The following is a 26,602-nucleotide window of genomic DNA, read 5'->3' on the forward strand; positions in this document are numbered from 1 at the left end:
AAATGTAAAGATCTGAGTCATAAGTGACTACTGGCTGGAGAGCAAGCTGGACACGATGGGCAGCATCTGGGGCGGTTCGGCCTTCAAGTTCGGCATCTTTTCGCGCAGAGACACGACCGACAAGCCCGACGGTGGCGGAGCCAGCTATTCCGACACTCATGCTTGGTACACGAAGTACGGCGCGAACGCGACGGAAGCCTTTGGCAGGGTCCGCGACATCGTGGCTGACGTGGCCGAGGCGGCGGCCAGGGGTGATCTGCAGGTCATCGAGGATGCCGACCTCGGGCAGGCCACCAAGTGGAAGATCGCCTTCCATTACCAGAACCGCGAGCGGCCCTGCATCGTCGCCGTCTTCATGAAGCGCTCGATGCTGGCATTTCTCGGCGCGCCTGACCGGAAGCTGAGCATGATGGACCTGCAGATGGCGGCGCTGGAGAAGCGGGCGGCAGGCGAAGGAATCCTCGAGTTCGGTTCGCGGATCTGAGCCGTCTGGGTGGTGAAGGACCTCGATATCTGGAAGCTCTCGCACGGCAACGACGGCAGTTTTGCTGCGGGCGAACGCGACTCACTCGCCCGGCAGCGCCGCGCGATCATTCACAAGGATACTGGCGCCAATCAGGCCAGGAATTTCCGTGAGGCGGCCGACGATGCGCTGTTCTACCTGTGTTATGGCAACGAAGTGTGCCGGCTCGGGCGTTTCGCGGGGCCGGCAAGGATGTCGGACAAGGGTACGGACTGGCTTGAGCGACCCTACGTGGTACTGAAAGATAGCCGGAGTGCCGCGCGGTACTCCGAGAGCAAGCAAAAATGGACGCCAGACGGCAATTCGACCTTCTGGCAGGTACCCAAGGAACAGCTTTCGGCTTTCGAGAGAACGCTGTTGAAACCCTACTTCGGCTTGGGACTTGAAGAAATCGTGGGAATAGCACTGGACGAAACCGAGCACGAGAAAAACGGCGATCTCAAAGAGGAATCCGGGTCGGGCCCACTCAACCGTATCCTCTACGGCCCGCCGGGCACAGGCAAGACCTACCGCGCGGTGGCCGAGGCGGTGGCGACCATCGACGGGCAGCCCGGGTCGACGCTGATGGCGACACCGGAGGCGTATGCGGCGGCCAAGCAGAAGTTCGACCAGTACCGCAAGGGTGGTCAGATCGAATTCGTGACTTTCCATCCGTCTTTCACCTACCAGGATTTCGTGGTCGGCATCCGGCCGGCTACGCAAGCCGGTCAGGTCACATACAACGTCGAGCCGGGGCCGCTCAAGCGCATCGCCGAAGCGGCCGAGGCAAACTGGCGCGCATCGCGGCTACAGCCGGGGATCGCGCTGACCGACATGCAGCGCTTCGAGCGGGCTTACGACCAACTGGTGAAGGATGTTTCGAATTCCAGCGACCAGTTTGTGGAAATCACGCTGCATGGCGGCAAGAAAACGCAGGTACGAATCGGCAAACAGGTCAAGGGAGTGATCCTGAGCAAGGATGAATCGAGCTTGCCGTACAACGTCCCAAGAAAAGGCCTTGCTGTCCTCTGGGCAGCACGCAAGTCGTATGCGCAGCCAGGTGACATGGACGCGTGCTCCTACAACAAGTCGTTCTTCTTTGCCGTCCTCAAGCATCTCGAAATAATCGATGGCAAGCTCGGAGCACCCGAACGGAAGTCGCCGGAGAGTCTCAAGCGCTTTGTGCTGGTGATCGACGAGATCAACCGGGGCAACATCGCCAAGATATTCGGCGAACTGATCACGCTGATCGAGGACGACAAGCGGCTGGGGGCGGTGAACGAGTTGACCTGTAGTCTGCCCTATGTGGATCCCGACGAGGAGCCAGCCTTCGGCCTGCCGCCCAACCTGTACCTGCTCGGAACGATGAACACGGCCGACCGCTCGATTGCGCTGCTGGATACGGCCCTGCGCCGCCGCTTTGTGTTCGATGAACTGATGCCGGACATCAGCACGCTGCCGGAAGTTCCGGTCGACGGCGTGGATCTCCGCGAATTGCTGGAGACGCTGAATCGGCGCATCGCCTATCTCTTCGACCGCGATCACACCCTGGGGCACGCCTACTTCATCAATATCAAGACCTTCGCGGACCTCGAACATTGTCTGTTGCACAAGGTGATCCCGTTGTTGCAGGAATATTTCTTCGAGGACTGGTCGAAGATTCGCCTGGTCCTCGGAGATGAGCAGAAGAAGCCGCAGGATCCAATCGTCAGGAAGAGCAAGATCAATGTGCTCGAACTGTTCGGCAGCGATGCCGAAGTCAGTGACGGACGCGTCCATTTCGAGGTGGCGAAGAAGCTCTCTCCTGACATGGTCAGGGCCATCTACGCATGAGCCTCGTCAGTTTCCGGGAGTACGAGAGGATCCCGGTGGTCGAGGCTCTGTCGTTAGCGACCGAGCGAGCGTTCTCGGTGGCCGAGATCAACCAGCTCGACGGGCTGGCGGCACGCCTGCACATTCCGGTCATCGAGCATCTCTCGCGCACGCGGGTGCGGCCGGCGCAGTACGTCGGCGCGGTGCACCTGGCAAACCGAACGGTGGAATTCCTGCCCAAGATCGAGCACAGGGAGGGTGTGAGCGACCTCCCGGCGGTGCGCCACAACTTGTTGCGAATGCTGCTCGTCGCCTACGACCTGGATGGTGCCACGCCCGGCAAGGCGGCCCTCGAGAAGGCCAACGACGGCTGGCTCGACCTGCTGATGCGGCTTTTCTGCCGCGCGCTGGCCGACCAGTTGCGGCGCGGGCTGATCCGCCGCTACCGCGAGGAGTGCGACGATTTGCAGATGGTGCGTGGCCAGATGCAGATCGAAGAGCAGCTCCGGCGGAATCTGGTACACCGGGAGCGCACCGCCTGCGCTTTCGACGAGTTTGACGAGGACCATGCGCTGAACCAGTTGTTGCGGGTCGCCATCGTGCGCATGCTGCGCCTGGCGTCGAACAACACGACGCAGCAGGCTTTGCGCGAGCTCTTGCCGGCCTTCGAGGGGGTTTCGGATATCGTGCCAACGTCAGGCTGGCTCGCGCGGGTGACGCTTGACCGCATCAGCGAGCGCTTCGACCTGTGCCTCGGCATGGCCAGGCTGTTCCTGCAGGGAACGACGACCGGTCTCTACGCCGGCGAGCAGAGCTCGTTCGCACTGCTCTTCGACATGAACGACCTCTTCGAGCGCTTCGTTGCGCGAACCCTGCGGCGAGAGTTGCGCAAGTCGGCTTGCGAGGTATCGATTCAGGATTGCCGCCATCACCTGGTGCGCGACCGGGAGTCTAGCCAGCGGTTGTTCCGGCTGCGGCCGGATATCGTGGTACTCAAGGGCGGCCTGCCGCTCTGCGTCGTCGATACCAAGTGGAAACGCCTGTCGCCCGATGAGCGCAAGCTCGGCATCGCGCAGGGTGACCTGTACCAGATGCTGGCCTATGCCGAGAGCTATGACTGTGGGGCGATCTTGTTGATCTACCCATGGGATCCTGCCGGCGGCGAACACCTGAGCTTGCGCAGGCGGCTGGTCTTCCATGGGGGAAAGCGAGCGACCGTGTCGATCGGCGAGCTTTCATTGCAGGACCTCTCCGGTGTGGGGTCGCGGCTGGCAGACTTGCTGGAGGGGGCTGGCATCAACCTGGCTGAGGAGGTGGGGGCGTGAGCAGTGAATATGAATCCATGCTGCGGGAGGCCTTTTCCGGGCTCGGCAGCTACTCGAAAATGGCCAACGGCAACTTTCGGCTGCAGGCGCCCGGCGGGCAGACCTGTGCTGTCTATTTTTCCGGGAATGCGTCTGGCAATGCGGTAGAAATAGGCTTGTCGGCACAGACGCTCGCGCCCATCCTCGGTCGCACGGAAGCGGAGATCGCCGAGTGGGTGGGCGCGCAGGCAGCGAAGACGGGAAGGGAGCGTATTGTCTCCGGTCTGCGTGGAAAATACCCGGGCCTTGCCTTGGGGTCAGGGCGGGAACTGCAGGAGTTTCTGTTGGCGTGGGGTGAATTCGCTCCCCGCCCAGCCCGAGGCGAGGTGTTCTACGACACACAGGTCGAGAAGGCAACACACTTGGCCGGTTTCGACCTGGCACCAGCGCGCGAGGGAAACTGGATGATCTTCCGGTCGTCGGCATTCCCGCAGACGCTGGGCGTCGCGGCACAGTCGCGTGAGAGGTACCGCGTCGCCTTTTCTGTTGCGGCCTGGGGCCAGAAGGTGGCGCAAGATTGCGCCACCGATGCGCGGACCGGCGCCGGTCCGTGGCCTGCCGTCGTCGATCTGGTCACTGGCTACGAGGCCTTGTATGCCATGATTCAGCGAGCCGGGAGGGTTGCGCACTTGCTCGCGGGCGAGGCAGCCGGACAGTTTGCGGACGAGGCACAACGGCTGCCGGCGACGACAGAAGCGGAGCGCTGGGTCATCGGGCGCGTCGGTCAGGATATTTTCCGCCAGTCGCTGATCGACTACTGGCAGGGGCGCTGCTCCGTCACCGGGCTAAGCCTCGAGCTGCTGCTGCGAGCCTCGCACATCAAGCCGTGGGCGAGGTGCAAAAGCGACGCCGAGCGTCTCGACGTGTTCAATGGCCTGCTGCTCGCGCCGCATCTGGACGCGCTGTTCGATGGCGGCTGGATCAGCTTTGATGGCGATGGCAGGGTGCTGGTGAGCCCTGAACTGTCGGGCGACCAGCAGGCGCTGCTTGGGGTGCAGCTGCGCTGGCGAGTTGCGGAGTTGGCCGAGCCACATCGCCCCTACCTGGCCTGGCACCGCCGGGAGATCTTCCGAAAATGAAAGCACTGATTTCCGCCATCGCCTTTGCCACCGACAAGCACCGCGACCAGCGACGCACGGACACAGAAAAGTTGCCGTACATCAACCACCCGATTGCGCTGGCCAACCTGCTGGCCAATGAGGCACGCATCGACGATCAGCGAGTCCTGCTTGCCGCCATCCTGCACGACACGATCGAGGATACGGACACCACCGAGCAGGCGCTCGTTCGCCACTTCGGCAAGGACGTTGCCAACATCGTTATCGAGGTCACTGATGACAAGACTTTGCCCAAGGCCGAGCGCAAACGGCTGCAGATCGAGCAAGCCTCTCAGCTCAGCCGCCGCGCCAGGCTGGTCAAGCTGGCGGACACGATCTGTAACCTGCGGGACATAGCCGCCTCGCCGCCCGCGAATTGGTCGGTGGAACGTAAGCAGGCATATTTCGATTGGGCCAGGGTGGTGGTCGATGGCCTGCGTGGCACGCATCCGGGCCTCGAACACCTCTTCGACCAAGCTTACCAGGCCCGCCCATAAGGGCAGGGCGGTCGATCGTCATTACTCGTGCGCTCGCCATTGCCGTTGGAAGGCGATGTTCCATTCGTGGTGTCCCCTTGGGCGTTGCTGCTTTTCAGGCGCTGGTTTGTTCGTGACTCTTGGTCTCAATCATCGGCGTATCCCGGCAAGCCCACGGCCGCAAGCACCTGCTCCATGCGTTGAGACTCGACGAAAGCACGGGGTGGAGCGGCCCTTTCCGAGCAGGACCATATGGGCGTTGTGCTTGGCGTTCGCCAGGCATACGATGACCACTTCAGAACTCGACTGGTGGAGATCAGCTTGACCGGCTCACTGGGACGGATCGTTGCCATCGCGTTGGCTCTGTCGGTGGTCATCGGTTCCTGGCTGCTGTTCGAGTACAGCGAGGCCAGCCGTCAGCGTCAGGCGCCTGAGCAGGCACAGGGAGGACCCGATACCTCGGGCCGACGTGCGATCGATCCTTCGCCATCTTGGACTCGCCGTGATCCAGACCCAAGTCCCCCTGACGCGGTTGGACGACCTTCTGGTTCCTCGATCTACAAGTGCAGGGGACCGAGTGGTACGGCTTACCGCGATCATCCCTGCTCAAGCAAGGAAACCGAACTTCAGGTCACGGTCGCTGGCCCGATCTCTGCGCCACGCTACGACCTGGACCAACTCAAGGCCAAGGCCGACGAAATGGAAGCGGCCAGGCTGCAGCGCGCGGCATCGGAGACTGCTCCACAGACCCAGGCCGAAAGGTCCACGCGGGACTCAAGGCAGACCGAGTGTGATGACCTGGATCGGAGGATCGCCGCAGTGGATTCGCGCCTCCGCCAACCGCATTCAGCCTCCGAGGGTGACTTCTGGACCGGCGAACGCAGGAAACTGACCGATCGGCGATTCTCTATCGGCTGTTGAATTCTGGCGTGGTCACGCGCTTGGCAGGCAACTCACTCTGACTCTGTGGTGGGGGTGCCATCAGCGCACGGTCACAGACCGTGCTCTCAGGATCTGGCGCCATCGCGCGCGCCACCCCGGTTTTCAATTCGTGGTCGGCGGCGAGGCCACTTCGGCGGGTTGTGGTGTGTCCCTCCACAGAAGCCCTTGCTCGATAATCTGGGCGAATCGCGGGGCGGAAAAGCCTTCAGGATACAAGGTGTCCAGAGAGTCATCGTCGGCGAGGAACCCGGCTTCGTCCCTCAGCACGATCAGCACTTCGGTCATGCTGACCTTGAGGTATCCGGAAAATCTCTGCCGGTCAAAGTCGATCGAGGTGTCGACAATCCAGGTGTGCACCTGATCGGCCGGCGGGACTGCCGCCATTCCCAGCGAGTCCCGCAGAATGCCCTCACCAGGGAAAACATCAACCAGCGCGGCGAGTTTCCGCTCCACTTGCCTTCCTGCCTTGCGCAGCGTGGTGGTGCGATGAAGCCAGGCCCCTCCAGGGTCTGGCGCATATAGCCGGACTTGATCTCGAAGAGGAAGATGTGACCGTCGCGCGAGGCAAGAACATCGACTTCACCCGCAGGTTCGCCTTCGCCATCCGGTGGCATGTAGCCGACGAGGGTACGGAAACCTAGCTGCTCCATCTGCTCGGCGAGCCTCTCTTCGATGCGTTTGGATTCCTCTCCAACAGCCGAGCGGTTCGAACCGATGCGTCGCAAGTTATTGACCAGGGCCGTCGCGTTGTTCTGCGTCGTGAGAACCCAAGGCAGGGTGAAAACGTAATCACCAAGTTTCAAGAGCGGTTGCTCGGCGAAGTTCGCCTCCAGTTGCTTCCCCGACTGGTGAATGTGATCTCTCACTGACTTGAGGTCGTTGCCGAAGAACGCGAGCAGGGCAGCGGCGGCTTCATCGCTTCCGGACGGGCTCGCCTCGGTAACCGTGAACTGTCTGAGGAGTTTCAGTTTGTCGTCGGTCCGGGCGAAGAGTACTGGGTAGCGCTGTTGCAATCCGTCGCGCATTCCGGACTCGATGACTTCGACAAGCGCGGCCGCCCAGTCTCCGTGCCGCCGCATTGCTTCCACGAACGGGTGCAACAACGTGTCCTCGTAGTTCGCTTTGGCCAGCTCTAGCATGAGGCATGCCCGATGGAGGCTGACCTTGATCCCGTTGCCAATAGCTATTTCATCGTCGATGCCGAACAGATCGTGCAGTATCAGGATGTCCGCCAACATCCTGGTTACGGGCTTGAGGCGTCCATCCCGAGCCATCAACTCGAGGGTTTCTCCGTCGTCGGCAGCGCTCTCGTTCAACCCGGCCAGGCTGCGCATCTGCCAGTACTGTTGCAGTTCCTGTCCTCGCAGGCAGCTTTTCATCCATGGTTCAAAGCAGGGGGTGGGCTCCAGGGAGAGGTCACAAGGCTCTGGCTGGGAGACGTCGCCATCGAAGCAGAAGTTGCCGATCTCCGTGTGACGACAATGATCAAGGCGAATCTGGGCATCGATGAATCCTTCGAAGCGCCTGAGTGCGGCGGCGCTCGCGCCTCCATCGTAGTGCCGTGTAAGGAGGAGGGGGTACATCCGCTCACGGAAACAGTTGCGAATCCGCTCCTCCGAAACGTCGAGTTCGTCCTTGCCACAATGCTCGAGTCGGCGAGCCAGCAGACGACTGACTGCTTCCGTAAACATCGTGTAGCGGAAAACTGGATGCGGGATCAGCGCGTTCGGCGGCTTGAGATCAAACAACGGCGGCAGTTCCGTCTTGAAGGCGGAGATACTGGCATAGACCAGGAGGTCGAGGATGGACAGGTCGGAGAGTTGATCGTAGGAAGCATCCGCTTCGCGCCGGCGCTGCTCATACCTCCGCCACAGTTGCCGGCATTCATTGACGAAAGTCTTGTAGCCTCGGACCTGCTGGCCGATCAGACCCTGCAGCGCTTTCCACCTCCCGGATTCTGGGGCTAGGAACACCCTTGAGTAGCGTATTGCCCGCTTGCAGGCCTCGGGGGCCACCATAAGGGCTCGTATAAGCTCCGGAAAAACCTGCTCCTGGTCCCTGCCGAGATACTTCGCGAAGGCCAGGGCAAAGCCCTCAGTACGAAACACTGCGTCAGGGCAGCTCTGCCAAAAAGCGCTTGACCAGAAGGCTGCGTCGATCTCGACCGGTGAAGTCTTCGTGCCGGACCTGCCGTCGAGGTACCGATGGATCACCGTGATCACAGCTTGCGCTGGGGATGCTCCTTGGCCGGTCAGCTTGTCGAACCAGATCTCGTACAGCGTAGGGGTTTCTGTCATGGTCAGTAGTCTATTGCAGGGAGCATCCTCGCGGTATCTGTTCGTGTTCCGCCTTGCCTTGCGTATGCCCCTGACTCCGTAGAGGAAGTGGTTGCCATATGTGTGGGTCGCCTGGTCGATTGACGCTCCGATAGGCTTTACCACGCCCGCAGCTGAATCGGTGGCAGGCGACCACCGGCGATCTGCGGCATCCAGACGATTCGTGCTGTCGCTCGCGCCTCCTGTCTGGGTGCAGAGAGAGCGGAGATCTGTGCTCCTATTGGCATTAATTCATTGTCTGCATTTTTGCGGGGGGTCCTAGCTGCATTTTTGGCATCTGGAGAGGGGGACAAGATGCCATTTTTACCGGTAGCCTCCTGCATTTTTGCGGAGGTGTTTTTTTCTTCGGGCGGCCGCCAATCACGCCAGGCACAGGATTTGAAGCCATCCAGGAAAAGGCCCTCCCGCTTCCTGATCGACAACCAGGTGACCGCGTACTGCGACGCTCCTTGTTGATAGCCCCCGTAGCGAGTGCGGTGGAGCAGGCCTTTGGCGATCAACTCCTTCAGGCAGCGGCTGATTGTCCGCTCAGAGTCGAATCCGTAGGGACGAAGGAAGGTGTAGGTCGCCTGCAGGTGGCCGTTGTTATCCCTGGTCAGTTGCCTGGCCATCAAGGTCAGCAAGGATCGAGCGGAGAACGTCAGGTTTCGGTAGGCTTCGCTGTCGATCACCCGGTGTTCTAGGGCCGCGTAGGGGTGCTTGGTGGATGTCTTGATTGCCATCACAGAACCCCTGTCAGTTGATCGTTCCAGTCGCCGTACGCCTCGGGGATCTTGACCTCGACATTGATCCCGTGAGCGATCAGCCGCTTTGCCAGCGACCACGCTGCTGCCTGCCCGACACCGTTGGCGTCGTTGTCGCCGAACACGATCACGCGCTCAATGCCCTCCGGTGGCGTCCACTTCTCCATTCCCCCGGCGGAGATTGCTGACCAGACCGGCACACCGAAATGCAGGGACGCGCTCAGAGCCGTTTCTACACCCTCCGCGACGCCAAGAGTGCTCCCGGCTTCGAACAGTTGAATGGCGCTCGGCGCAGGCATGTTTCCGAGTACCTTTTTGACCGTCGGCACGCTGGCCTTGTAGCCCTCAACGGTCAGATACGTGCGGTGAATCGCACATCCTTGCGTCCCGGCACCTGCTTGACATGACGGGCATTGACCACCGTCGCCCGGATACCGACCGCCTCCAGCGCCGCATACGGACTCTTCCAGTAGATGCCCGTGCTTTCCATGACGACTTCGTCCGGATCAAGCGCCGCCGCCCAGACCGCCAGCTCCCGCCGGTCCCGTTTGAACGCGCCAAATTGCCGCTGCTCGAGTCGTGTCTCGCCGCCCGATTCCTCGATGATCGCGCACGCCGTGACCTGAGCCTGATGAATATCCAGCCCAATGACCCGCTTGTGGATCGGAACCAGTTCCATACCGTCTCCTTTCGCCATAAACTTGAACGCGGGAGGCGGTGGGTGCCAGAACCGAAATTGCCTGAAGGCGACAGTTCGCCAACGGCCCTTTTAATGTGTGCGCTCGATGGCAGCAATCCGGGGTACGAGTCGGTTCAGCGGGTCACGTTAGGTGATATCCCCAATTCTTCATACCGTTGTGTGCGATACTTTTAGCCGATTCTGCGATTGGAGGTCTTGCGAATGGGAGTCGCCACGGTAGCGGAAAGGAAGATTTCTCTTGAAGCCGAGCACCTGGAAGATATCCGGCTTGCTGCGAGCAAGATGACGGGGGCGAGGCGCAGGGCGTTTCAGGCGGAGATGGCGTTGAAATATTGTAGTGGCAGTGCTCGGCGTGCCGAGGAGGTATTCGGCTGGAGTCGGCAGGCCGTGCAGCTCGGTCTGCATGAGAAACGTACGGGTATCATCTGTCTGGGGCTGCACGCGTTCTGCTGCGGTGCGAAATTGTGGGAGAAGAAACACCCCGAGGTGGCGCAAGCCCTGTGGGAACTGGCGGAAAGTCATGCGCAACAAGACCCGACTTTTCGTACGACCGTGTCGTTCACCCGCCTGACGGCGGAGGAAGCCATCAAGCAGTTGCGAGCACAGGGATTTGCGGACGATGTCCTGCCTTCCCGAAGCGGTATGTCGAAAGTGTTGAATCGCAACGGGTACCGGTTGCGCCCGGTGCTCAAGGCCAAACCCCAAAAAAAGTCCCTGAAACCGACGCCATTTTCGCCAACATCCGGGAACGTGACCGCGATAGCCAAGACGAAGCCGTCATGCGCCTGAGCATGGACTGCAAGGCGACGGTGAAGATTGGCGACTACTCGCGTGGCGGCAAGACGCGGGGTGACCACCGGGCTGCCGACCACGACATGGGGTGCGAGGAAAAACACACGCCGTTTGGTGTCGTCAATGAAGACAGTGGGTCTCTCCATCTGTCCTTCGGAAGCTCGGCGAAGACCAGCGATTTCATCATCGACAGTCTCTACGCCTGGTGGGAGCGTCAAGCACCCGAGGAGCGTGCTCGCGTCACACACCTCCAGATCAAGGCCGATAACGGACCGGAGAGCAATGGCCGGCGTACGCAATTCCTCAAGCGCATGGTCCAGTTCGCCGATCACATCGGCAGGTCCATCCGCCTCCTCTACTATCCGCCGTACCACAGCAAATACAATCCGGTGGAGCGTTGCTGGGGAATCCTGGAAAAGCACTGGAACGGTGCCAAGTTGACCGATACCCAAACGATGCTGGAGTGGGCCAAGACCATGACCTGGAAAGGTGTTCATCCCGTCGTCGAACTGAGCCGCACGGTCTACGAGAAAGGAGTCACGGTGGCCAAGGAGGCTATGCAATCGGTCGAGTCCCGGCTGGAACGTCACCCGCTCCTACCCAAGTGGGACATCTTGATCCGACCAGTCAGCACGGTATGAACTATCGTAGAAATCACCTTAGCTTGCGGGGTCGAGCCGCCAAAATGTTGCGCGACCTCTACCCGCCGCTTCCCAACCCGCATCTTCTTTCATCATCCGGGGCGGCGGCAACTGCAATGACCGTTAGCCCATGTTTAACGTGCGCCGTGCCAAGGCGCTGTCTTTCAGCGGGTGCGAATCCCGTCCGGCAACTTTCGCTCCGGCCGGTAGCAACTGGAGCAGCCGTGGAGGTAACGAAGCGGCTGAAGCCTCTGGTGTAGAGGGTCTTGTAAGGGACTTGGCGACCATGCAGGCCGTAATGCGAATGAACACTGAGCAGGCCTCGAAAAGGGTGATGCGGAAGCCGACCCGGCGTTAATACGGGGAAGGCCGTTGACACAGGCGAATGCGAGCGAAACGCAGCCTGTGGTTCCGCCGGGGTATTGGTGACGGCATGTGTGGAAGAGGAAGACAGACGCAACACGGGAAGCCCCATCACGTGGTCAAGCGCAAGACCAACCGGACGCCCGCGAGGGACAGGCCGGGCGAGGTGGGGTGGCGGAGAGGCCCGTAGTACCGTTGAAGTGGGGTAATGCCGATGGAGGGAAGGGGCCTCAGTTCAAGACCAACGCAAGAAGCGGAAAGGGATAGGAGATTGGGCAACCTGCAAACTCCGATAAGCGTTCAGAAACTGCGGACGGCGTTACATGCCAAAGCGAAGGAAGAACCCGGGTACCGGTTCTACCTCCTGTACGACAAGATTCATCGACGGGACGTGCTCGACTATGCCTATCGAAGCTGCAAAGCCAACAAGGGAGCGGCTGGAGCGGATGGAGTGCGTTTTGAAGACATCGAAGCGTCTGGAGAAGAACGCTGGTTTGGGGAACTGGCGGAACGGCTGAAGACGAAGGACTACCGACCGGAAGCGGTCAAGCGAGTCTGGATACCGAAGCCGAACGGCAAGCTGCGCCCCTTGGGGATACCGACGATCACCGACCGGGTCGTTCAAACGGCGGCGATGCTCGTGCTGGAACCTATCTTCGAAGCCGATCTGCAACCGGAGCAATACGCCTACCGGGCAGAGCGGGGAGCGCAGGACGCGGTACAAGCGGTTCATCGGCTATTGAACACCGGGCACCAGCAAGTGATAGATGCGGATTTGTCCAGCTATTTCGATAGCATTCCGCACCCCGAGCTGATGAAGAGCGTCGCTCGTCGGATCGTTGATCGGCACGTTCTGCACCTCATCAAGCAATGGCTGGAAGCGCCAGTGGAAGAAGACGATGGACACGGTCACCGGAAACGGACGACGTCCAACCGGGACACCGGGCGCGGCACTCCGCAAGGGGCTCCGATTTCACCGCTGCTGTCAAACCTGTACATGCTGTGCTTCATCCTCGGATGGAAGACGTTGGGGTATGCCCGTCGCTGGTCGGCGCAAATCGTCAATTACGCGGACGACTTCGTCATCTGCTGCAAAGGCCGGGCAGAGGATGCCATGGACGCGATGCGAGGCATGATGGAGACACTGAAGCTGACGGTGAACGACGACAAGACACACCTGTGCCGAATACCGCAAGAGCGGTTTGACTTCCTGGGTTACACCTTCGGGCGGTGCTACAGCCACGAGACCGGGCGCGCCTACATCGGCACTCGGCCCTCGCGGAAGTAAGCGTTCAGCGCCCCCACCTCTGGAGGAGCAGGATCACGCTGGATTGTTGAGCGGCTTGAGAGGCAACAACTCGTCGATGCGGCTGTTCGGCCAGGAGGGGAGTTTTTCCAGGGTGTTGGTCAGCCAGGCCATGGGCTCGATGTCATTCATGCGTGCGGTTTCGAGCAGGGACTGAATCGCTGCGGCGCGCTGGCCGGCGGCCTCGGAACCGGCAAACAGCCAGTTCTTCCTTCCGATGGCGATGGGACGAATGGCATTCTCGATCGGGTTGTTATCGATCGGGTAGAAGCCATTGGTGGCATAACGGGCCAAGGCTGACCAGCGCCGCAGACTGTAGTCGATCGCCTTGGCCAGCGCGCCCCCGTCGGCAACCGACTGGCGGGTGCTCAGGAGCCACAGATGAAAGGCTTTGAGCAACGGCTGACTGGTTTCCTTTCGTATGCGCGCCCGCTCCTCTACGCTCTTCTCCCGGATCGTCGCCTCGATGGCATACCACTCGCCGAAGCGGCGCAGCGCCTCGGCGGCGACGGGGCTCCCATTCGCCTGATGGAGGTCGAAGAACTTGCGCCGGGCATGAGCCATGCAGGCGAGTTCGATCACCTCGCCGCGAAACAGCCCCTGGTAGCCCGCGAACTCATCGACCATCAGCGCACCGTGCCAGTTGCCGAGGAACTCGACCACGTACTTTCCGCCCCGGCCGGGCTGGTAGTCGAAGACGACGATCGGCGGATCGGCTCCCAGGGCATTGCTGCGATACGCCCACAGATAGGCCCGTTTGGTCTTTCCCCGGCCCGGATCGAGTTGCTGCACCGGGGTTTCATCGGCATGCAGCACCGTGCACTGGCGCAGCAGCTCGGTGAGGCGCTGCCAGAGCGGTTCCAGGGCGACGCCGATACGGCCCACCCAGTCGGCCAGGGTGGAGCGGGACAGGATCACTCCCGAGCGGGCGGCCTGGCGTTCCAGGCGATAGAGCGGCAGATGATCCGCGTACTTGCTGACCATGACCCAGGCCAGCAACGCCGGCGTTGCCAGACCACCGTCGATGACCGAAGCCACAGCCGGCACGGCGGTGATCGTCTCGCAGGGACGGCAGGCGTATTTCGGGTAGAGGTGACGCTCGACGAAGAACTCGGCAGGGACGATGCTGAGCTTTTCGGTCACGTCCTCGCCGATTTGCACCAGCGCCTGACCACATTGGCCACAGGTGCAGCTGTCGGGCTCGTGCCGGTGCTCGACACGCGGCAACTGCACCGGCAGGGGCTGACGGCCGGCGCGTTCGCGTTTGGGCTTCTCGGTGGGCGGCAGAGGTGGCCCCATGTCGGCCGCCTGACGCTCCTGCTCCAGATGGGCTTCGCAGGCGGCGAGGTCGGCGGTCAGGCTTTCTTCGAAGAGGTCCCGTTCGGGCAGCGCCAGAGACTCGCTCTTCACGCCGAATTTCATCCGCCGCAAATAGAGCAGTTCGAGGGTGAGCTTCTCGATCTTGGCATCGCGCCAGTGAATTTCGGTCTCGCGAGTCTTGAGTTCTTCGAGCAGTCCGCCGACCCGATTTTCGGTCCACAACAGCAGTTCCGGCGAGGGAGAGAAGGGGGCAAGTTCGCTGGCCAAATCCATTCGGCATTATACCGTGAAGCGGGTCTGAAAGACAGCGAAGTGGCGGATTCGACATGCTTTTTTAGCGATGGGATCCGGCTAAACCTGCCAATGGGCGGGTGCCGGAACGTCGCGGCGTTGCCAGTCTACGCCAGCGATCAGCCAACGCCATTGCGCCGCGGTGAGGGCGAAGACCGGGTCGCTCGCGCGCGGCCAGGTGAAGGCGCCCCGGTGCAATCGGCGTTGCGACAGCCAGACCCCGGTGCCGTCCCAGACCAGCAGTTTGAGCCGGCTGCGTCGCCGGTTGGTGAAGGCGTAGGCGGTGCCGTCACAGGGCGTACGCCCGAGGCTGGCCTGAATGCGGGCCGACAGCCCATCGATGCCCAGACGCATGTCCACCGCTTCGACGGCCAACCAGATACGCTCGGGCGCCGCTCCCAAAGACGGGCTCATGAGCGCTCTGCCCACAAGGTGTTCAGCCACCCGGCAGGCGGCAGGGCGGCAAAGTCGAGTCGCCAGCCTTCAGGGCTGTGGAGCGACAGACTGGGTGTAGACGCCACGGGACCGGCAACCAGGGCCGCCGGAACCAGGGTCAGCGTGCCTCCTCCCCTCGTCCCGCTTGAGCCTGACTCCCCCGAAAAGCGCAGGTGCCAGTAACTGAGCGAATAACTTCTCAGCCCGTGCTCCTTGCAGTACGCAGTTTGTGTGCCCCCGCTCGCCCGCCAGGCGTCAACATGTCTTCGCCAGCGTGCTTCCCGTTCCCCTCCTTTGGTCATCTCTTCCTCCTGTCGAAAACCGGGAGGTTGCTCCACCTATCGGCTCTTTTATAGGTGGATCGGCTGAACGCTTACCGCGGAAGAGCATCAAACGGATGGTCGAAGGCATCACTCAGGAAACCGACCGCCGCCGAACCTTACTGGATGCCGAGTTTGTCGTGGGACGGCTGAACCGGAAACTGATCGGCTGGGCGAACTACTTTTGCCTGGGTCCCGTCAGTCCGGCCTATCGGGCGATCAATACCAGCGTCACGCAACGGCTCCGCCGGTGGTTATGCAAGAAGCACAAGGTCTCCGGCACCGGGTGGGTGCGCTACCCGAATCAGTATCTCTACGAACAGTTGGGGCTGATCAATTTGCCAGAGAAGACCCATGACCTTCCGTGGGCGACAGCATGATGTCTTGTCCGAGAGCCGGATGCGCGAAATGCGCCTGTCCGGTTCGATGAGCGGGATGTGGAAACGGGGCTAGGGCAAGGCTACTTGGGCACCGTCAAACGAAAGGGACGGAAACAGACAAACCGAACCTACGGCTACCGCGCCACATCTCGACTCTACAGGCCAAGAGAAACCAACCTATAGCTGAATCAATTGCTTGCGTGCTGAAAAAATATCGAGTGGCACTACAAGCCGGTAATTTGTGATTCAGCTGATCAGTTTTCGGGTTCCTCCGGGAGCGGCGCTGATGCCCAGCGCACGATAGATCGCCAGCAGGTCGGGTTCGGCGACGGTGGCTTTGCGCACATGCAGGGAGCGCCCGTCGCGCTGACTGAAAGTGGCGGTCACCCGGCGCTGCACCGAGAGGGTGTCGCGCAGGCTGGCCCAGCTGTCGGCGATTCCCGCGGCCTTGAGTTTCACGCGCAGGAACTGAACGCACTGGTAGGCGAGCACGGAGATGAACAGATGTCCGTCCGAGCGCCCTTCCTTGTGGTGGTAGAGGGGTCGCAAGCCGAGCTCGCTTTTCAGACTGCGAAACACACTCTCCAGGTCGGTCAGCATCGTATAGGTCCGCCAGAGTTTCTCTTCATCCCAGGCGAGTTCGTTGGTGCGCAGGCAATAGACGCCAGGATGCGTCGCCATCGTGCCGGCAACCGGTACCTTCTGCCAGGTGATCGCCGTCACCGTCTTGCCGCTCTCCTCGGTGACGAGATTGACCTGGTAGTGCTGGCTGGCGCCACGGCTCTTCTGCTTGAGTCGGCCGAGACGTTCCAGCAGCTTGTCGTGGCCCTTTTCACTCTTCGGCTTTTGCAGGCCATCGCTCATTTGCTGCAATCCGGCTTCGAAACGCCCACCGGATAGCGCGAGCATCGCCTCTTCCTTGAGTTGCCGACTCGGTGAGTGGCAATACAGGCAAAGCTCCTGGCCATCCGGGCTCAGCTCCTTCTGAAGCTGCAGCCATTCCTTGCCGGCGGTCTCGAGGGTCACGGCGCGTGCCTCATCGAACTGGCGCATCCCCCCGCGTCGCACGACCAGATAACGATAGCCGTGCTCGACCAGCCAGGCGACGTTGGCGTCGGTGGCAATGCCGGCATCCATCACCACCAGCCCTCCCGCCGGCGTCCCCAGGCCGGTCAGCATCGACGCCAGCGTGCCGGGCTCGGAAACGTTGCCGGCGAAGGTCTGTGAGCGCCGGACGAAGCCGCTGCCGTCGAGCACCAAACCGAGCGTCACCAGCGGACAGTCGCTGCGCTTCTCCTTCGAACGCCCTCGCCTGGCCTTGCGATTCAGCTGGGCTTCGCCTTCGAAATAGGTGTTGCTCAGGTCATACAGGGTGACCGTCTCCTGCAGATCGAAGAGCGTCCGGGCCGTGCTGAACAGACGCGTCTCGATCACCTCCCGATGTTTCATCAGGACGTCCGAGGCGCGATACAGGCCCATGTGCGACATCGACAAGAAGTCAACGTCCATCAACTCGCCCAGGGCACTGTGCTGCTGCAGCCAGTTCCAGGTCGCCAGCTCCGATCCCGGCTGGCCCATTCTCCCGATCAGGTTGCCCAGGATCGATGCCTGCACCACCCCATTGACGCCCAGGTCGTTCAGCGTCTCGATCAATCCCAGCGCGCTTGCCGCATGCAGACCGACGTGTTCGACGCCCACCGACCGGGGTTGCGTCATCTGCAGCGAGTCCACATCGACTTCCTGGAAATCGGCAGACGGGCGAGGTTTGCCGGCCAATCCGGCCGTACCCTCCGTCGCCGACAAAATCGTCGGTGCGCGGGCAACCAGTTGCGCATGGTAACGCTGCGCCGTGCGCTCGATCGATTCAGAGCATTCCAAAGGCAGGATCACCGCCTGAGGATTGAGCAACTGATCGAGGCGGCTGCACAGAATCGGCCAGTCTTCCTGCTTGATCGGAAAATGGCGGCCGAGGTTCAACACCGTGATCTGACGGACCTTGCCACCGATGCGCTCGGTGCGCACCAGTCGGTAGGTGACGTAGCTTTCACCCGTCGCCTTGTTGCCGGTTCTCGTCTGTCGTATGAACATGCCCACGATCGTACAACAAAAGCAAGGGGATCGGCCAAAACGGCATACGATTATGGCACTACAAAACGCCAGAAAAACTCACGGCGCTAAAAATCAAAGACTTAGCGTCGAGCCTCGCCTGAAAAGCACGAAATATGCGTATGGGGTGTTAAAAACCGGGTAAGGATTGCCGGGGAAGCTGCGGGCGCCGACCACCAGACCGCTCTCGTGGGTGACGACGATGCTGGCCTTGACGCCGAACTCGTAGCGCTTGCGGGCTTTGCCTTTGCTGATGCACTCGACTTCGGGGGCATACAGGGCGTAGAGCTTGTTCTTGTCGTGGGTTTGTTGCGTGCAGAGGCGTTCGGCGCGTTCGAGCCGTGTGTTCAGACGGGCGATGGCCGTGGCGCAGTCGCTACTGACGGTCGTCAGCTTGCGCCGGACTTCGCGCAGGACGATGCCGAGGATGGTGCGCTGCCGTTAGACGGTACGCCGCAGGCGAAGGAACTGTCTGGCGTGCGCATAGCCGCTGGCCTTGCGGCGCAGTTCCTGGCCTTCCTTGACGAAGGTCTGTTTCAGGGTGAGGCCGACCTGTTTGGCGGCTTGCACGACCTTGCCCCGGGCGATCTCCAGCAAGCGGCTGTCGACCGGATGGGCGATGGCCTTTTCCTGCACGGTGGTATCGACGATGACCCGCTCGAACTCGGCTGGGCGCACGGCCTTGGTCTGGACGGCGGTGTCGATGGTCGCCTTGAGCAGTTCTTCGACGCCGGCTTCGCCGATCGATGTACGAAAGCGGCCGATCTGGGTGGCATCGCACGGCAGCTTCGGGGTGTAGTAGTCCAGTCCACTGAAGTATTGCCAGACGACATTCTCGGACCAGCGGGCGACGGGTTCTTCGTCACTGAGGTTGAAGGCGTGCTTGAGGTACAGCAGTGCGGCCATGAGCCGAATCGGCAGCCTGGGCCGGCCGGCGGCGCTACGACCGCCACCGGCAACCTGCAGCGTCGGACCGAACAGGTCATCGCGTTCGATGAGCCGACCGTCGCGACTCTGGCGAGCGAAAGCGGGGGAAAGAAATGTTTCCAGTTGGGACCAGGGCATCCGGCTCGCCAGGACCACCAGCGGGTGCCGAAGGTCGATCATCTGATCGAGTCGGGAGCGGAAAAAGTCATCGGTAGCCATCTGCGATTTGCTTGATTTCTCTCAGGTTTCACCGCCCTGTATTCTAAATTGTCGGGGATCTCAGGGGGTGAATTTCGAGCAATAACGTAGTGTCTATGCGGGTTGTGGGCAATTTGCAGGGCCGACTTCGTAGTTCCTGTCAAAAATCGTCGCGGCGACAGCGGACATGTCTCCCATCTTGCGGTAACCTCGCGTTCATCATGAATATCCCTCGGTTGAGGGGCGAGGTCACATCTTGACTTCAGCACGACTACGGCGCCGCTGTTTCCTCCGCGTAGCGGCTTCGTCCAACAAGGTTTATCTGCCGCGCGCCGCCTGCGATTGGTCCGCACGCCTTCTGGGCGGCAGATAAACGCTATTCGCTAGGTGCCTATACCTTGAACCATTTTACGCGCTGCCACTTTCTATATATTTCAGGCTTCGCATTGATGACATCGTCATTGGCGGCAATGGCACAGGAACCGAACAGTTCAACGCCGGTGCTTGTCGTCGATCAGACTCGTCAGTATGGGAAAGGCACGTTTCCCCGCGATGCCACTTGGCTTGGACTCTACTGCAACGAACTTGATTGCGAGATCAAATCGACGCAAGTCCGCATTAAATCGTCCAGCGCGAAGAATGTCCTCGACGAAGATGAACCCTTAGACGTGCTAACCGTAAAAGGAAAGCCTTTTGCCTTGTTTCCGAACATGTCTGTTAATACCGGGAAAGTCATGTCATGGTACCGCGCTAAAGAGCCTGCGTTCGATACACCCCAAACTCAGAAGCTCAGTAAATTTGGAAAATGGGCTATGCCCTGGAGTACCCGCCCCATCACAATGTCCTGGGTCAAAACACCTGAAGGTTCGAAGCGTTACCACGTAAGCGATGGAAAGATTAAGCAGTTCCTGTTCAGTACGGAGCCCGAGAGCCACTACGGTGGAGACACCACTCCTATCATTCATTGGGTTGGAGATCTGGACCGCGACGGGAAACTGGACATATTAGTTAGCATTCCTGACGACAACTGCGGCTTTGACGAGAGGATATATCTATCGTCAAATAGTGGAGACGGAAAGGTTTTTCGAAAAGCCGCTCAACTCCTCGGCCGTGAAGCCGCATGTGGTTGCTGATGCCCCGGCACCTAACGAATAAGCAACTGTCTTTCGAGTCAAGCGGTATGAAGAGAATTGTCCCAGGCTTTACCGGTTCTGACCATGGCGTTGAGGATAGTCAGGAGCTTGCGCATGCAGGCGACGATGGCGACCTTGTTGGGTTTGCCGGCGGCGACGAGGCGGTCGTAGAACTGCCTTGATGGCTGCATTGAATCGGATGGCCGCGAGCGCTGCAATGGGCGTTGGTGCACTATTAGCAATTACTAATATACCATTTGGCTTGGTTGCGAAATTTCGGCATGACTCCCCCTTTTTCCCGCGCTGCTTCATGCAGCGGACGCAATTTTCCCTACCCGGTCAGAACGCGGCATGCCCAGGTAGGTGAACGTGTTGAGGATGGCGGCGCGAACGTGAGCTTCTGTCACTTGCCGCTCGAAGGTTCGGGAGTACAGGCTGTCGCCCAGTTGCTTCAGCCGGAACATCATGTTCTCGGCGATGCTGCGCCGGTGGTAACCGCTGTCGTTCTTCCAGCTGGCGAGTCCCTTGGCTTCGATTTCCTGGAGGATGGCGTCGCGGGGGTGGTCGTCTCCCCACGCAACCGCTCCATCGCGGGGCGGGATGGTGGCACGCGCGTCCCGCTCGGCGATCGCCGCATGGCAGCCGTGGCTGTCGTAGGCGCCATCGGCCGAGACTTGGGCGATCTCGCCTTCGACCTGATCGAGCAGGTCGGGCAAGATTTCGCTGTCGCCCCAGGCGGTGGTCGTCACTTCGATGCCGATGATGTCCTTACTGGTCTCGTCAACCGCCAGATGGATCTTCCGCCACGTGCGACGCTTACCCACCCCGTGCTGACGCACCGTTCCACGGTCGGCTTTGCACAGCCGACCGGCTCCGGCGGCGCGAAGCGATGCTTCACGCAACCCCGCCTCCGCCCATTCGCCTTCGCCGAAGATCTTCAGTCCCGTCGAATCGACCACCACATGCGTCGGACCCTTGCGCGGCCGACGAGGAATCTTCACCGAAAGCTGCGCAGCCCGTCGCGACATATGGGTGTGATCCGGCACCGGCAAGTCCAGTTGGCACAGGCGCATGAGCGACTTGATCAGTCCCTCCGTGGCGCGGTACGGCAACTGGAACAGCCCCTTGATCGTCAGGCACGTCTGGATGGCGGTGTCCGAGTACAGCCCGGGCTTGCCACGGCCCACCGGTGGTGCAGGAGTCCACTGGTCCCGAATACTCGCCTCGTCAAACCATATCGTCAGGTTCCCCCGGTTGACCAAGGCCCGATCGTATTCCGACCAGTTCGTCACCCGGTACCGTTGCTTCAGCCCCACCTCGCCAGTGTCCGGCTTCACGCGCATCGCCATGATCGATCTCCTCCGACAGCCCACCCCGGACCCTCCGGGGGTGATGCCAATATACTACACCAACGCCGCTGCAATGTAGAGTCCGCGGCGCACCTGCCCGCGTCCGCCGAAGATGGCGCGCTTACCACGCATCTGGCCGGAATCGCGATTGAAGTCGCAGACGATGGAGCAATTCCTCGCGGCGCATGTCAATGGCTTCCATGCGCTCGGCGTGCCAAGGAAGGTGATGGTCGACAATCTGCGCTGCGCGGTGCTCCAGCACAGGCGCGGCGAAGCGGCGCAGTTCAATCCGCGCTATCTCGATTTCGCCCGCCACTACGGCTTCGAGCCGGTGGCTTGCGCGGTGGCGAAGGGCAACGAGAAGGGGCGCGTCGAACGCGGTGTCGGCTATGTCAAGCGCAACTTCCTGTCCGGTCTGGAGTTGCCGGACTTTGCCGCACTGGGTCAGGCGGCGCAGGTCTGGCTGGAATCGGTCGCCAATGTCCGGGTGCATCGGGAAACGCATCGCCGGCCGACCGATCTGTGGGCCGATGAGCGAGCGCATCTGCACGCGGTCAATCCCCGTCCGTTCGATGTCGGCCGGGTGCTGACGCTGCGCGCCACCCGCCAGTTCCGGGTGAACTTCGAGGCCAACCGCTATTCGGTGCCGGCGCGCTTTGCCGGCGCCCAGGTCACCGTCAAGGCCTATCCGGATCGCGTGTGCATTTACCACGGCGAGGACTTGATCGCGCGCCATGCCCGCTCCTTCGAGCGACACCGCGACATCGAGGATCCCGATCATCCGAAAGTCCTGGTGGCGCAGCGCCGCCATGCCCGCGATGCGCAGGTGCTGCGGCGTTTCTTTGCCCTGACGCCGCTGGCGGTGCGCTATCACGCGGGCCTGCTGGAGCGACGCGGCCATGCGCTCGTGCATGTGCGCAAGATCGTGGCACTGGCCGAGATCTACGGCGACGACGCGGTGGTGCGGGCGCTGACCGATGCCCTCGCGTTCGAGGCATTCAGCAGCGAGTACGTGGCGCATCTGATCGAGGCGCGCTCCCGACAGTTGCCGGAGGCCAGTCCGCTTGTGCTGATGCGCCGTCAGGATGTGCTCGAGTTGGAGTTGCCGCCGGCCGACTTGTCGGCCTATTCGGATTTCGCTCGCGGTCACGACGACGGAGGTTCCGATGGCCATGACTGATGCCTTGCTGGCGAAACATCTGGGGCGTCTGCAGTTGCCGTATTTCGCGCAACATCACCAAACCCTGATGGCCGAGGCGGCCCGCGAGTCGTGGCCGCATGGCCGCTTCCTGGAGCAATTGGTCGTCGGCGAGGTGGCGCGCCGCGATGAGGCGCTGGTCGCTCGCCGGGTAAAGGCGGCGCGCCTGCCGGGGATCAAGACGCTCGATGGCTTCGATTGGAGTTGGCCGAAGAAGATCAACCGGGCACAGGTGCAGCATTTGTTCCGCCTGGAGTTCTTGCCTCAGCACGGCAACGTGATTCTTCTGGGCGGCGTCGGCGTCGGCAAGACCCACCTTGCGGTCGCCCTGGCGTATGCGGCTTGCCTGCAAGGCCGGATGGCGCTCTTCACCAGCGCCGTCGATATCGTCAATGCCCTGGCGGCGGCGCAGGCCACCGGCGGGATCAAGCGTGAAATGGCGCGCTTGATGAAACCTTCGCTCCTGGTGGTCGACTTATGTTCAGCGGTCAGTAATGTGGAGTCCCGCGGCCTGCCCCAGACGTAACGCGGGCTACAGACTTGGCGACTCCACATAACTTGGTTACAACCGCCTTAGCCATTCGACGACGTTGGCGTCGACCCGAGCGTCTCCTCCGACGGGCGGAGCCAACGCTTCCGGAAACACTTGGGCAAGCGCCTGGCGCTTCAGGTCCAGATCGGCGCGCGCGTACTTCATCGTCGTGTTCAGCGTCGCATGCCCAAGCCATTGGCTGATCGTCGCGAAATCGACGCCCGCCTTGAGCAGGTAGATCGCCGTGGTATGTCGCAGCGAGTGCGGGTGGATGCGCTTCTCGTGCAAGGTGCTTGCCGTGGCGGCACTGGCCACGATGTACTTGTTGAGCAGATAGCGAACGCCAAAACGCGTGAGCTTGCCGCCGCGCCGGTTTGTGAACAGCAACGTGTCGATCGTCGCGCTTCTCGATACCTGCTCCGCCAGCTCCCGCAGTCGAGCGGCGGTCGAGGCCCAGATTGGGCAGAGCCGCACCTTGCCGCCTTTGCCACGCAGTCGGACTTGGCACGGTGGCTCGGTCCGAACGTCGCTCAGCTTGAGGTCTAGCATCTCCTGGAGACGAGCCCCGGTATTGAGCATGAGCGCGAACAACGCATAATCGCGCCGCCCCGTCTCGGTGGAACGGTCGATCTGCCCAAGGAGCGTTTCGGCCTCCGTCGACTCCAGGTAGTCGATCGGTGCGTTCCTGGCTCCTCGCTTGAACGGGAGTCCCAGCACGCGCTGCCACTTGGCAAGATGCTCTGGCGACTCGGCAGCGAGGAAGCGAGCAAAGGTGTGCAGCGCGGCCAGTCGTGCATTACGCGTAGCAATGCTGTTGTGGCGCTCGACCTCCAGGGACATCAAGAACTGCGTCACATGCTCCGCGGTAAAAGCGTCGAGACAGAGATCTTCGAGTCGCTGATCGCTGTGGCTGGAGACGAAACGCAGGAACAGGATCAAGGCGTCGCGATAGCTGCGAATGGTGTGCAGACTCATGCCGCGGAGCGTCGGCAGATACTCGCGGAAGAACTTCTCCACAGCCAAGCCAAGGTCGTTGGGGCGCGCGCGTTTCATGATGAGCTACCACTGATCAGGTGACCGAAGCGTGCCTCGAAGCGATCACTGGCGGCTGTCGCGATGTCGGGCATCCACTTCAGGTAGTAGGCGGTCGAGACGATCGATACATGCCCCATGTACATGGCGAGCTTCGGCAGCCTGGACTGCACGTCAGCGCCTTGTCGATACCAGCGCAACAGGGCCTGGACGGCAAAACTATGGCGGAAATCGTGAACCCGCGGCCGACGTCCGTCGGTGCTTTGGACATTGGCGGACCGAATCAACAATTGCAGGCCGCGGCTCAGGCCGGTGCCGGTATAGGCGCGCAGGCCACGCGTGCAGTTGCACAGCAGGGGCGAATCCGGCGCTGCACTCAACGGCGGTATCAGGCGCTGTTGCAGATAGGCGTGAAGCTCGCGGCTGGCATCAAACGACAGCGGCACGAAACGGGACTTATGGAACTTCGACTCGCGAATTCGTAGCACACCCGTGGTCGGATCGGCATCAGCCAAGGTCAGGCGCAACAACTCGCCCCGGCGCAAACCGGCGGTGTAGAGGAGTACGACGGCGAGTCGCAAGACGGCAGGCAGAAGCGGCGAGCCTGGCGGCGCACGTTGCTGCCCAGCAATGACCAGCATACGGGCCACTGCATCCGGGCCAAAGATTACCGGAGCGCAGTGTGGGCAGGGCCGAGGGAAGCGATTGGTGTCAGGCACGAAACAGTTCGGCTCGGTGCGCCGTCGATACAGGCAGAAGTTGAGCACCTCACGCTGCCGGTTCCGCCGGACGTTCGCGGTCAGCTCAGCGAAAGACTTGCTCCAAGCGTCGAACAGATTCTGATCGAGATCCGCGGATGCGCGATCATGCAGGAATTGGAGCAGCGACACGAGCACTCGCTCAACATCCAGATAGCCGCGCCCGAGTCCGCGCTTCCACTGTAGATAGTGATCGACGATGGCGTCGAGCGGGGTGCCGGGACGAGGCGCGTTCATGACAGCCTCCCTGCCCCGTCGGCCGTCAGTGGTGGAATTGGCAGTCCGACATCGCGCAGCGCCTCGGTCTGCAATCTCAGGTAGACGCAGGTGCTCTCCAGCGTATGGTGACCGAGCAGGTCACCGATCGCCTTGATACCGACGCCGCGTTCGAGCAAACGCATCGCGAACGCGTGACGCAGGCTATACGACGAACTGCCCTGCAGAGGCAGTTTGCTCAGCTTGGCGCGCTTCTCGTAGATGTCGCACAACGCTGTGTGCTTGATCGGGCCGGCCGGCGAGCGTGCACGCAGGAAGAGCTGCGGATGAACACTGCCCGGACGTCCCCCCTGGAGATAACGCTTGAGGACGCGAATTGCCTGATCGGAAAGCGGCAGCACAAGCAACGAGTGCGTCTTGCATTGCTCGACGCGCAAGGTCTTGTTCGCCCAGTCGATCGAGGCCAACGTCAAGGTCACGATCTCGGACGGGCGCAGCCCGTAAAACGCCATCAGGTACAGCATCGCGTGGTCGCGGCAGCCGAGAGGGGCCGAGCGGTCGATCGAGACCAGCAACTTCTGCACGAGATCCCAGGGCAGAGCACGCGGCGGCAACTCGTCCCGATAGGTGCGCGGCGTATCGATCATATCGAGGCGCTCGGACAATTCGCCGCGATCATGGCAGAACCGAAGAAAGGCGCGCAGTTGTGCGACCGTGTGCTGGAGGCTCTGACGCTTGAGTCGCTGCCCGGCGGCGACGACGAACTGCTCGACTGTTCGTACAGAGAGGTTCTGAAGCAACCCATCGCCTGGCACGGCGTGGGTAAGAAAGGCCGTAGCGCTCGCCAGGTGCTGACTGATGGTCGAGGTAGCCAGCCCGCGTACCTCGAACAGATGACGCCGATACGCTCCGAGAAGCGGCGCGAAGCGGTTGCAGTCGGGCTCAACGATCAGGTGGCCGCGGGCCGCAAGGAAGCGCTCAAATGCGTGCTGTGTTCCGCGAAACACGGCCTGCTGGCGAGCCGACCTGAACATCGTGGCGAGTTCGTCCATCGAGAACACGGCATCGGGCGTGACCGATCCGTGGGTTTCAAGGACCTGTTTCAGTCTGCGAACATGATCATGTGCCGGATCGTGCGCATAGCCGGTGGACACCAACCATTCAGCAAAGCCCGCGAGCCAGTTGGCGACCGGGCAATCGCGGTAGCGCTGGTGGTACTTGGGAAAGAGAGTTGTAAGCATCGTGGTCTCCACGTCGATTGAAGAGGAAAACCACGATACGCCTCCGCCACTTTTTTAATGTTGAGTCCGGACGCGTCGAAGCATTGCGCATC

Annotated in this window: 23 protein-coding genes and 5 pseudogenes; 12 read left to right on the forward strand and 16 right to left on the reverse strand. The window is 61.4% G+C overall.

All coding sequences use genetic code 11. From position 1 onward, the window contains the following. The first annotated feature begins 55 nt into the window (after positions 1-55). The 6 genes from AC15MQ_RS03455 to AC15MQ_RS03480 all read left to right on the forward strand — a co-directional run bounded on the left by AC15MQ_RS03455 (position 56) and on the right by AC15MQ_RS03480 (position 6,172). Complete coding sequence (locus AC15MQ_RS03455) at positions 56-484, forward strand: hypothetical protein (protein WP_483079324.1); 429 nt, start codon at positions 56-58, stop codon at positions 482-484. A gap of 12 nt (positions 485-496) precedes the next feature. Further along, positions 497-2,335, forward strand: a complete 1,839-nt coding sequence (locus tag AC15MQ_RS03460; RefSeq protein ID WP_483079325.1) for an McrB family protein — start codon at positions 497-499, stop codon at positions 2,333-2,335. Beyond that, the gene (locus tag AC15MQ_RS03465) at positions 2,332-3,639 is read left to right on the forward strand and encodes an McrC family protein (protein ID WP_287653294.1); all 1,308 of its coding nucleotides are present in this window, start codon (positions 2,332-2,334) and stop codon (positions 3,637-3,639) included. The genes AC15MQ_RS03460 and AC15MQ_RS03465 overlap by 4 nt, the downstream gene beginning before the upstream one ends. After that, complete coding sequence (locus AC15MQ_RS03470; protein ID WP_483079326.1) at positions 3,636-4,757, forward strand: HNH endonuclease; 1,122 nt, start codon at positions 3,636-3,638, stop codon at positions 4,755-4,757. The genes AC15MQ_RS03465 and AC15MQ_RS03470 overlap by 4 nt, the downstream gene beginning before the upstream one ends. After that, positions 4,754-5,272, forward strand: a complete 519-nt coding sequence (locus AC15MQ_RS03475) for an HD domain-containing protein (RefSeq protein WP_483079327.1) — start codon at positions 4,754-4,756, stop codon at positions 5,270-5,272. Before AC15MQ_RS03470 ends, AC15MQ_RS03475 begins: the two co-directional genes overlap by 4 nt. Before the next feature lie 300 nt (positions 5,273-5,572). Beyond that, complete coding sequence (locus tag AC15MQ_RS03480; RefSeq protein ID WP_483079328.1) at positions 5,573-6,172, forward strand: hypothetical protein; 600 nt, start codon at positions 5,573-5,575, stop codon at positions 6,170-6,172. A 123-nt stretch (positions 6,173-6,295) separates the two neighbouring features. Here AC15MQ_RS03480 and AC15MQ_RS03485 read toward each other — a convergent pair whose 3' ends face one another. The 5 genes and pseudogenes from AC15MQ_RS03485 to AC15MQ_RS03505 form a co-directional block, all read right to left on the reverse strand. Beyond that, positions 6,296-6,478: a hypothetical protein gene (locus AC15MQ_RS03485; RefSeq protein WP_483079329.1), complete on the reverse strand. Its 183-nt coding sequence runs from the start codon at positions 6,476-6,478 to the stop codon at positions 6,296-6,298. Beyond that, positions 6,475-8,490, reverse strand: a complete 2,016-nt coding sequence (locus AC15MQ_RS03490) for a hypothetical protein (protein ID WP_483079330.1) — start codon at positions 8,488-8,490, stop codon at positions 6,475-6,477. Before AC15MQ_RS03490 ends, AC15MQ_RS03485 begins: the two co-directional genes overlap by 4 nt. Before the next feature lie 137 nt (positions 8,491-8,627). Then, entirely contained in the window at positions 8,628-9,251 is a 624-nt protein-coding gene (locus AC15MQ_RS03495; RefSeq protein ID WP_483079331.1) for a hypothetical protein, read from the reverse strand. Further along, entirely contained in the window at positions 9,251-9,571 is a 321-nt protein-coding gene (locus tag AC15MQ_RS03500) for a toprim domain-containing protein (RefSeq protein WP_483079332.1), read from the reverse strand. Before AC15MQ_RS03500 ends, AC15MQ_RS03495 begins: the two co-directional genes overlap by 1 nt. A gap of 80 nt (positions 9,572-9,651) precedes the next feature. Then, positions 9,652-9,951, reverse strand: a pseudogene (locus tag AC15MQ_RS03505) (IS110 family transposase); the annotation flags it as partial. 339 nt (positions 9,952-10,290) lie between these two features. Here AC15MQ_RS03505 and AC15MQ_RS03510 point away from each other — a divergent pair. Together AC15MQ_RS03510 and AC15MQ_RS03515 are read left to right on the forward strand one after the other, a co-directional pair. Continuing rightward, positions 10,291-11,405 (forward strand): annotated as a pseudogene (locus AC15MQ_RS03510) (ISAzo13 family transposase). A 571-nt stretch (positions 11,406-11,976) separates the two neighbouring features. Beyond that, on the forward strand, positions 11,977-13,056 hold the full coding sequence (locus AC15MQ_RS03515; RefSeq protein WP_483079333.1) for a reverse transcriptase domain-containing protein: 1,080 nt from the start codon (positions 11,977-11,979) through the stop codon (positions 13,054-13,056). 33 nt (positions 13,057-13,089) lie between these two features. On the opposite strand, the gene tnpC is transcribed toward AC15MQ_RS03515, so the two are convergent. From tnpC to tnpA, 3 genes are all read right to left on the reverse strand, one after another. Further along, positions 13,090-14,667 carry an IS66 family transposase gene (tnpC, locus tag AC15MQ_RS03520; protein ID WP_483079334.1) on the reverse strand — a complete coding sequence of 526 codons (1,578 nt, stop codon included), beginning with the start codon at positions 14,665-14,667 and terminating at the stop codon, positions 13,090-13,092. 78 nt (positions 14,668-14,745) lie between these two features. Beyond that, a complete protein-coding gene (gene tnpB / locus AC15MQ_RS03525) occupies positions 14,746-15,099 on the reverse strand; it encodes an IS66 family insertion sequence element accessory protein TnpB (protein WP_287652092.1) in 354 nt (117 codons plus the stop codon). Further along, complete coding sequence (gene tnpA / locus AC15MQ_RS03530; protein WP_483079335.1) at positions 15,096-15,422, reverse strand: IS66 family insertion sequence element accessory protein TnpA; 327 nt, start codon at positions 15,420-15,422, stop codon at positions 15,096-15,098. The genes tnpB and tnpA overlap by 4 nt, the downstream gene beginning before the upstream one ends. A gap of 95 nt (positions 15,423-15,517) precedes the next feature. Here tnpA and AC15MQ_RS03535 point away from each other — a divergent pair, with 95 nt between their 5' ends. Continuing rightward, a complete protein-coding gene (locus AC15MQ_RS03535; protein ID WP_483079336.1) occupies positions 15,518-15,820 on the forward strand; it encodes a group II intron maturase-specific domain-containing protein in 303 nt (100 codons plus the stop codon). A 246-nt stretch (positions 15,821-16,066) separates the two neighbouring features. On the opposite strand, the gene AC15MQ_RS03540 is transcribed toward AC15MQ_RS03535, so the two are convergent. Next, positions 16,067-17,908, reverse strand: a complete 1,842-nt coding sequence (locus AC15MQ_RS03540; protein WP_483079337.1) for an IS1634 family transposase — start codon at positions 17,906-17,908, stop codon at positions 16,067-16,069. A 159-nt stretch (positions 17,909-18,067) separates the two neighbouring features. Continuing rightward, a pseudogene (locus AC15MQ_RS03545) lies at positions 18,068-19,072 on the reverse strand (IS5 family transposase); the annotation flags it as partial. 377 nt (positions 19,073-19,449) lie between these two features. Here AC15MQ_RS03545 and AC15MQ_RS03550 point away from each other — a divergent pair. Further along, positions 19,450-20,184, forward strand: coding sequence for an FG-GAP and VCBS repeat-containing protein (locus AC15MQ_RS03550; RefSeq protein WP_483079338.1), 735 nt, complete (start codon positions 19,450-19,452; stop codon positions 20,182-20,184). A gap of 38 nt (positions 20,185-20,222) precedes the next feature. Here AC15MQ_RS03550 and AC15MQ_RS03555 read toward each other — a convergent pair. The 3 genes and pseudogenes from AC15MQ_RS03555 to AC15MQ_RS03565 all read right to left on the reverse strand — a co-directional run. Then, a pseudogene (locus AC15MQ_RS03555) lies at positions 20,223-20,403 on the reverse strand (IS110 family transposase); the annotation flags it as partial. Between the two features lie 89 nt (positions 20,404-20,492). Next, positions 20,493-21,533: an IS5 family transposase gene (locus AC15MQ_RS03560; RefSeq protein WP_483079339.1), complete on the reverse strand. Its 1,041-nt coding sequence runs from the start codon at positions 21,531-21,533 to the stop codon at positions 20,493-20,495. 66 nt (positions 21,534-21,599) lie between these two features. Beyond that, positions 21,600-21,695 (reverse strand): annotated as a pseudogene (locus tag AC15MQ_RS03565) (IS110 family transposase); the annotation flags it as partial. Positions 21,696-21,759: 64 nt separating this feature from the next. Here AC15MQ_RS03565 and AC15MQ_RS03570 point away from each other — a divergent pair. Further along, positions 21,760-22,713, forward strand: coding sequence for a Mu transposase domain-containing protein (locus AC15MQ_RS03570; RefSeq protein WP_483079340.1), 954 nt, complete (start codon positions 21,760-21,762; stop codon positions 22,711-22,713). After that, positions 22,700-23,257 (forward strand): ATP-binding protein, encoded by a 558-nt coding sequence (locus AC15MQ_RS03575; protein ID WP_483079341.1) that lies wholly within the window; start codon positions 22,700-22,702, stop codon positions 23,255-23,257. Before AC15MQ_RS03570 ends, AC15MQ_RS03575 begins: the two co-directional genes overlap by 14 nt. Positions 23,258-23,293: 36 nt before the next feature. Here AC15MQ_RS03575 and AC15MQ_RS03580 read toward each other — a convergent pair whose 3' ends face one another. The 3 genes from AC15MQ_RS03580 to AC15MQ_RS03590 are packed head-to-tail and all read right to left on the reverse strand — an operon-like array spanning position 23,294 to position 26,510. Further along, positions 23,294-24,316 carry a tyrosine-type recombinase/integrase gene (locus AC15MQ_RS03580; protein WP_483079342.1) on the reverse strand — a complete coding sequence of 341 codons (1,023 nt, stop codon included), beginning with the start codon at positions 24,314-24,316 and terminating at the stop codon, positions 23,294-23,296. Continuing rightward, positions 24,313-25,290 carry a tyrosine-type recombinase/integrase gene (locus AC15MQ_RS03585; RefSeq protein WP_483079343.1) on the reverse strand — a complete coding sequence of 326 codons (978 nt, stop codon included), beginning with the start codon at positions 25,288-25,290 and terminating at the stop codon, positions 24,313-24,315. Before AC15MQ_RS03585 ends, AC15MQ_RS03580 begins: the two co-directional genes overlap by 4 nt. Then, positions 25,287-26,510: a tyrosine-type recombinase/integrase gene (locus tag AC15MQ_RS03590; RefSeq protein WP_350497232.1), complete on the reverse strand. Its 1,224-nt coding sequence runs from the start codon at positions 26,508-26,510 to the stop codon at positions 25,287-25,289. The genes AC15MQ_RS03585 and AC15MQ_RS03590 overlap by 4 nt, the downstream gene beginning before the upstream one ends. Positions 26,511-26,602 lie beyond the last annotated feature (92 nt).

This window comes from Candidatus Accumulibacter propinquus (assembly GCF_056856495.1).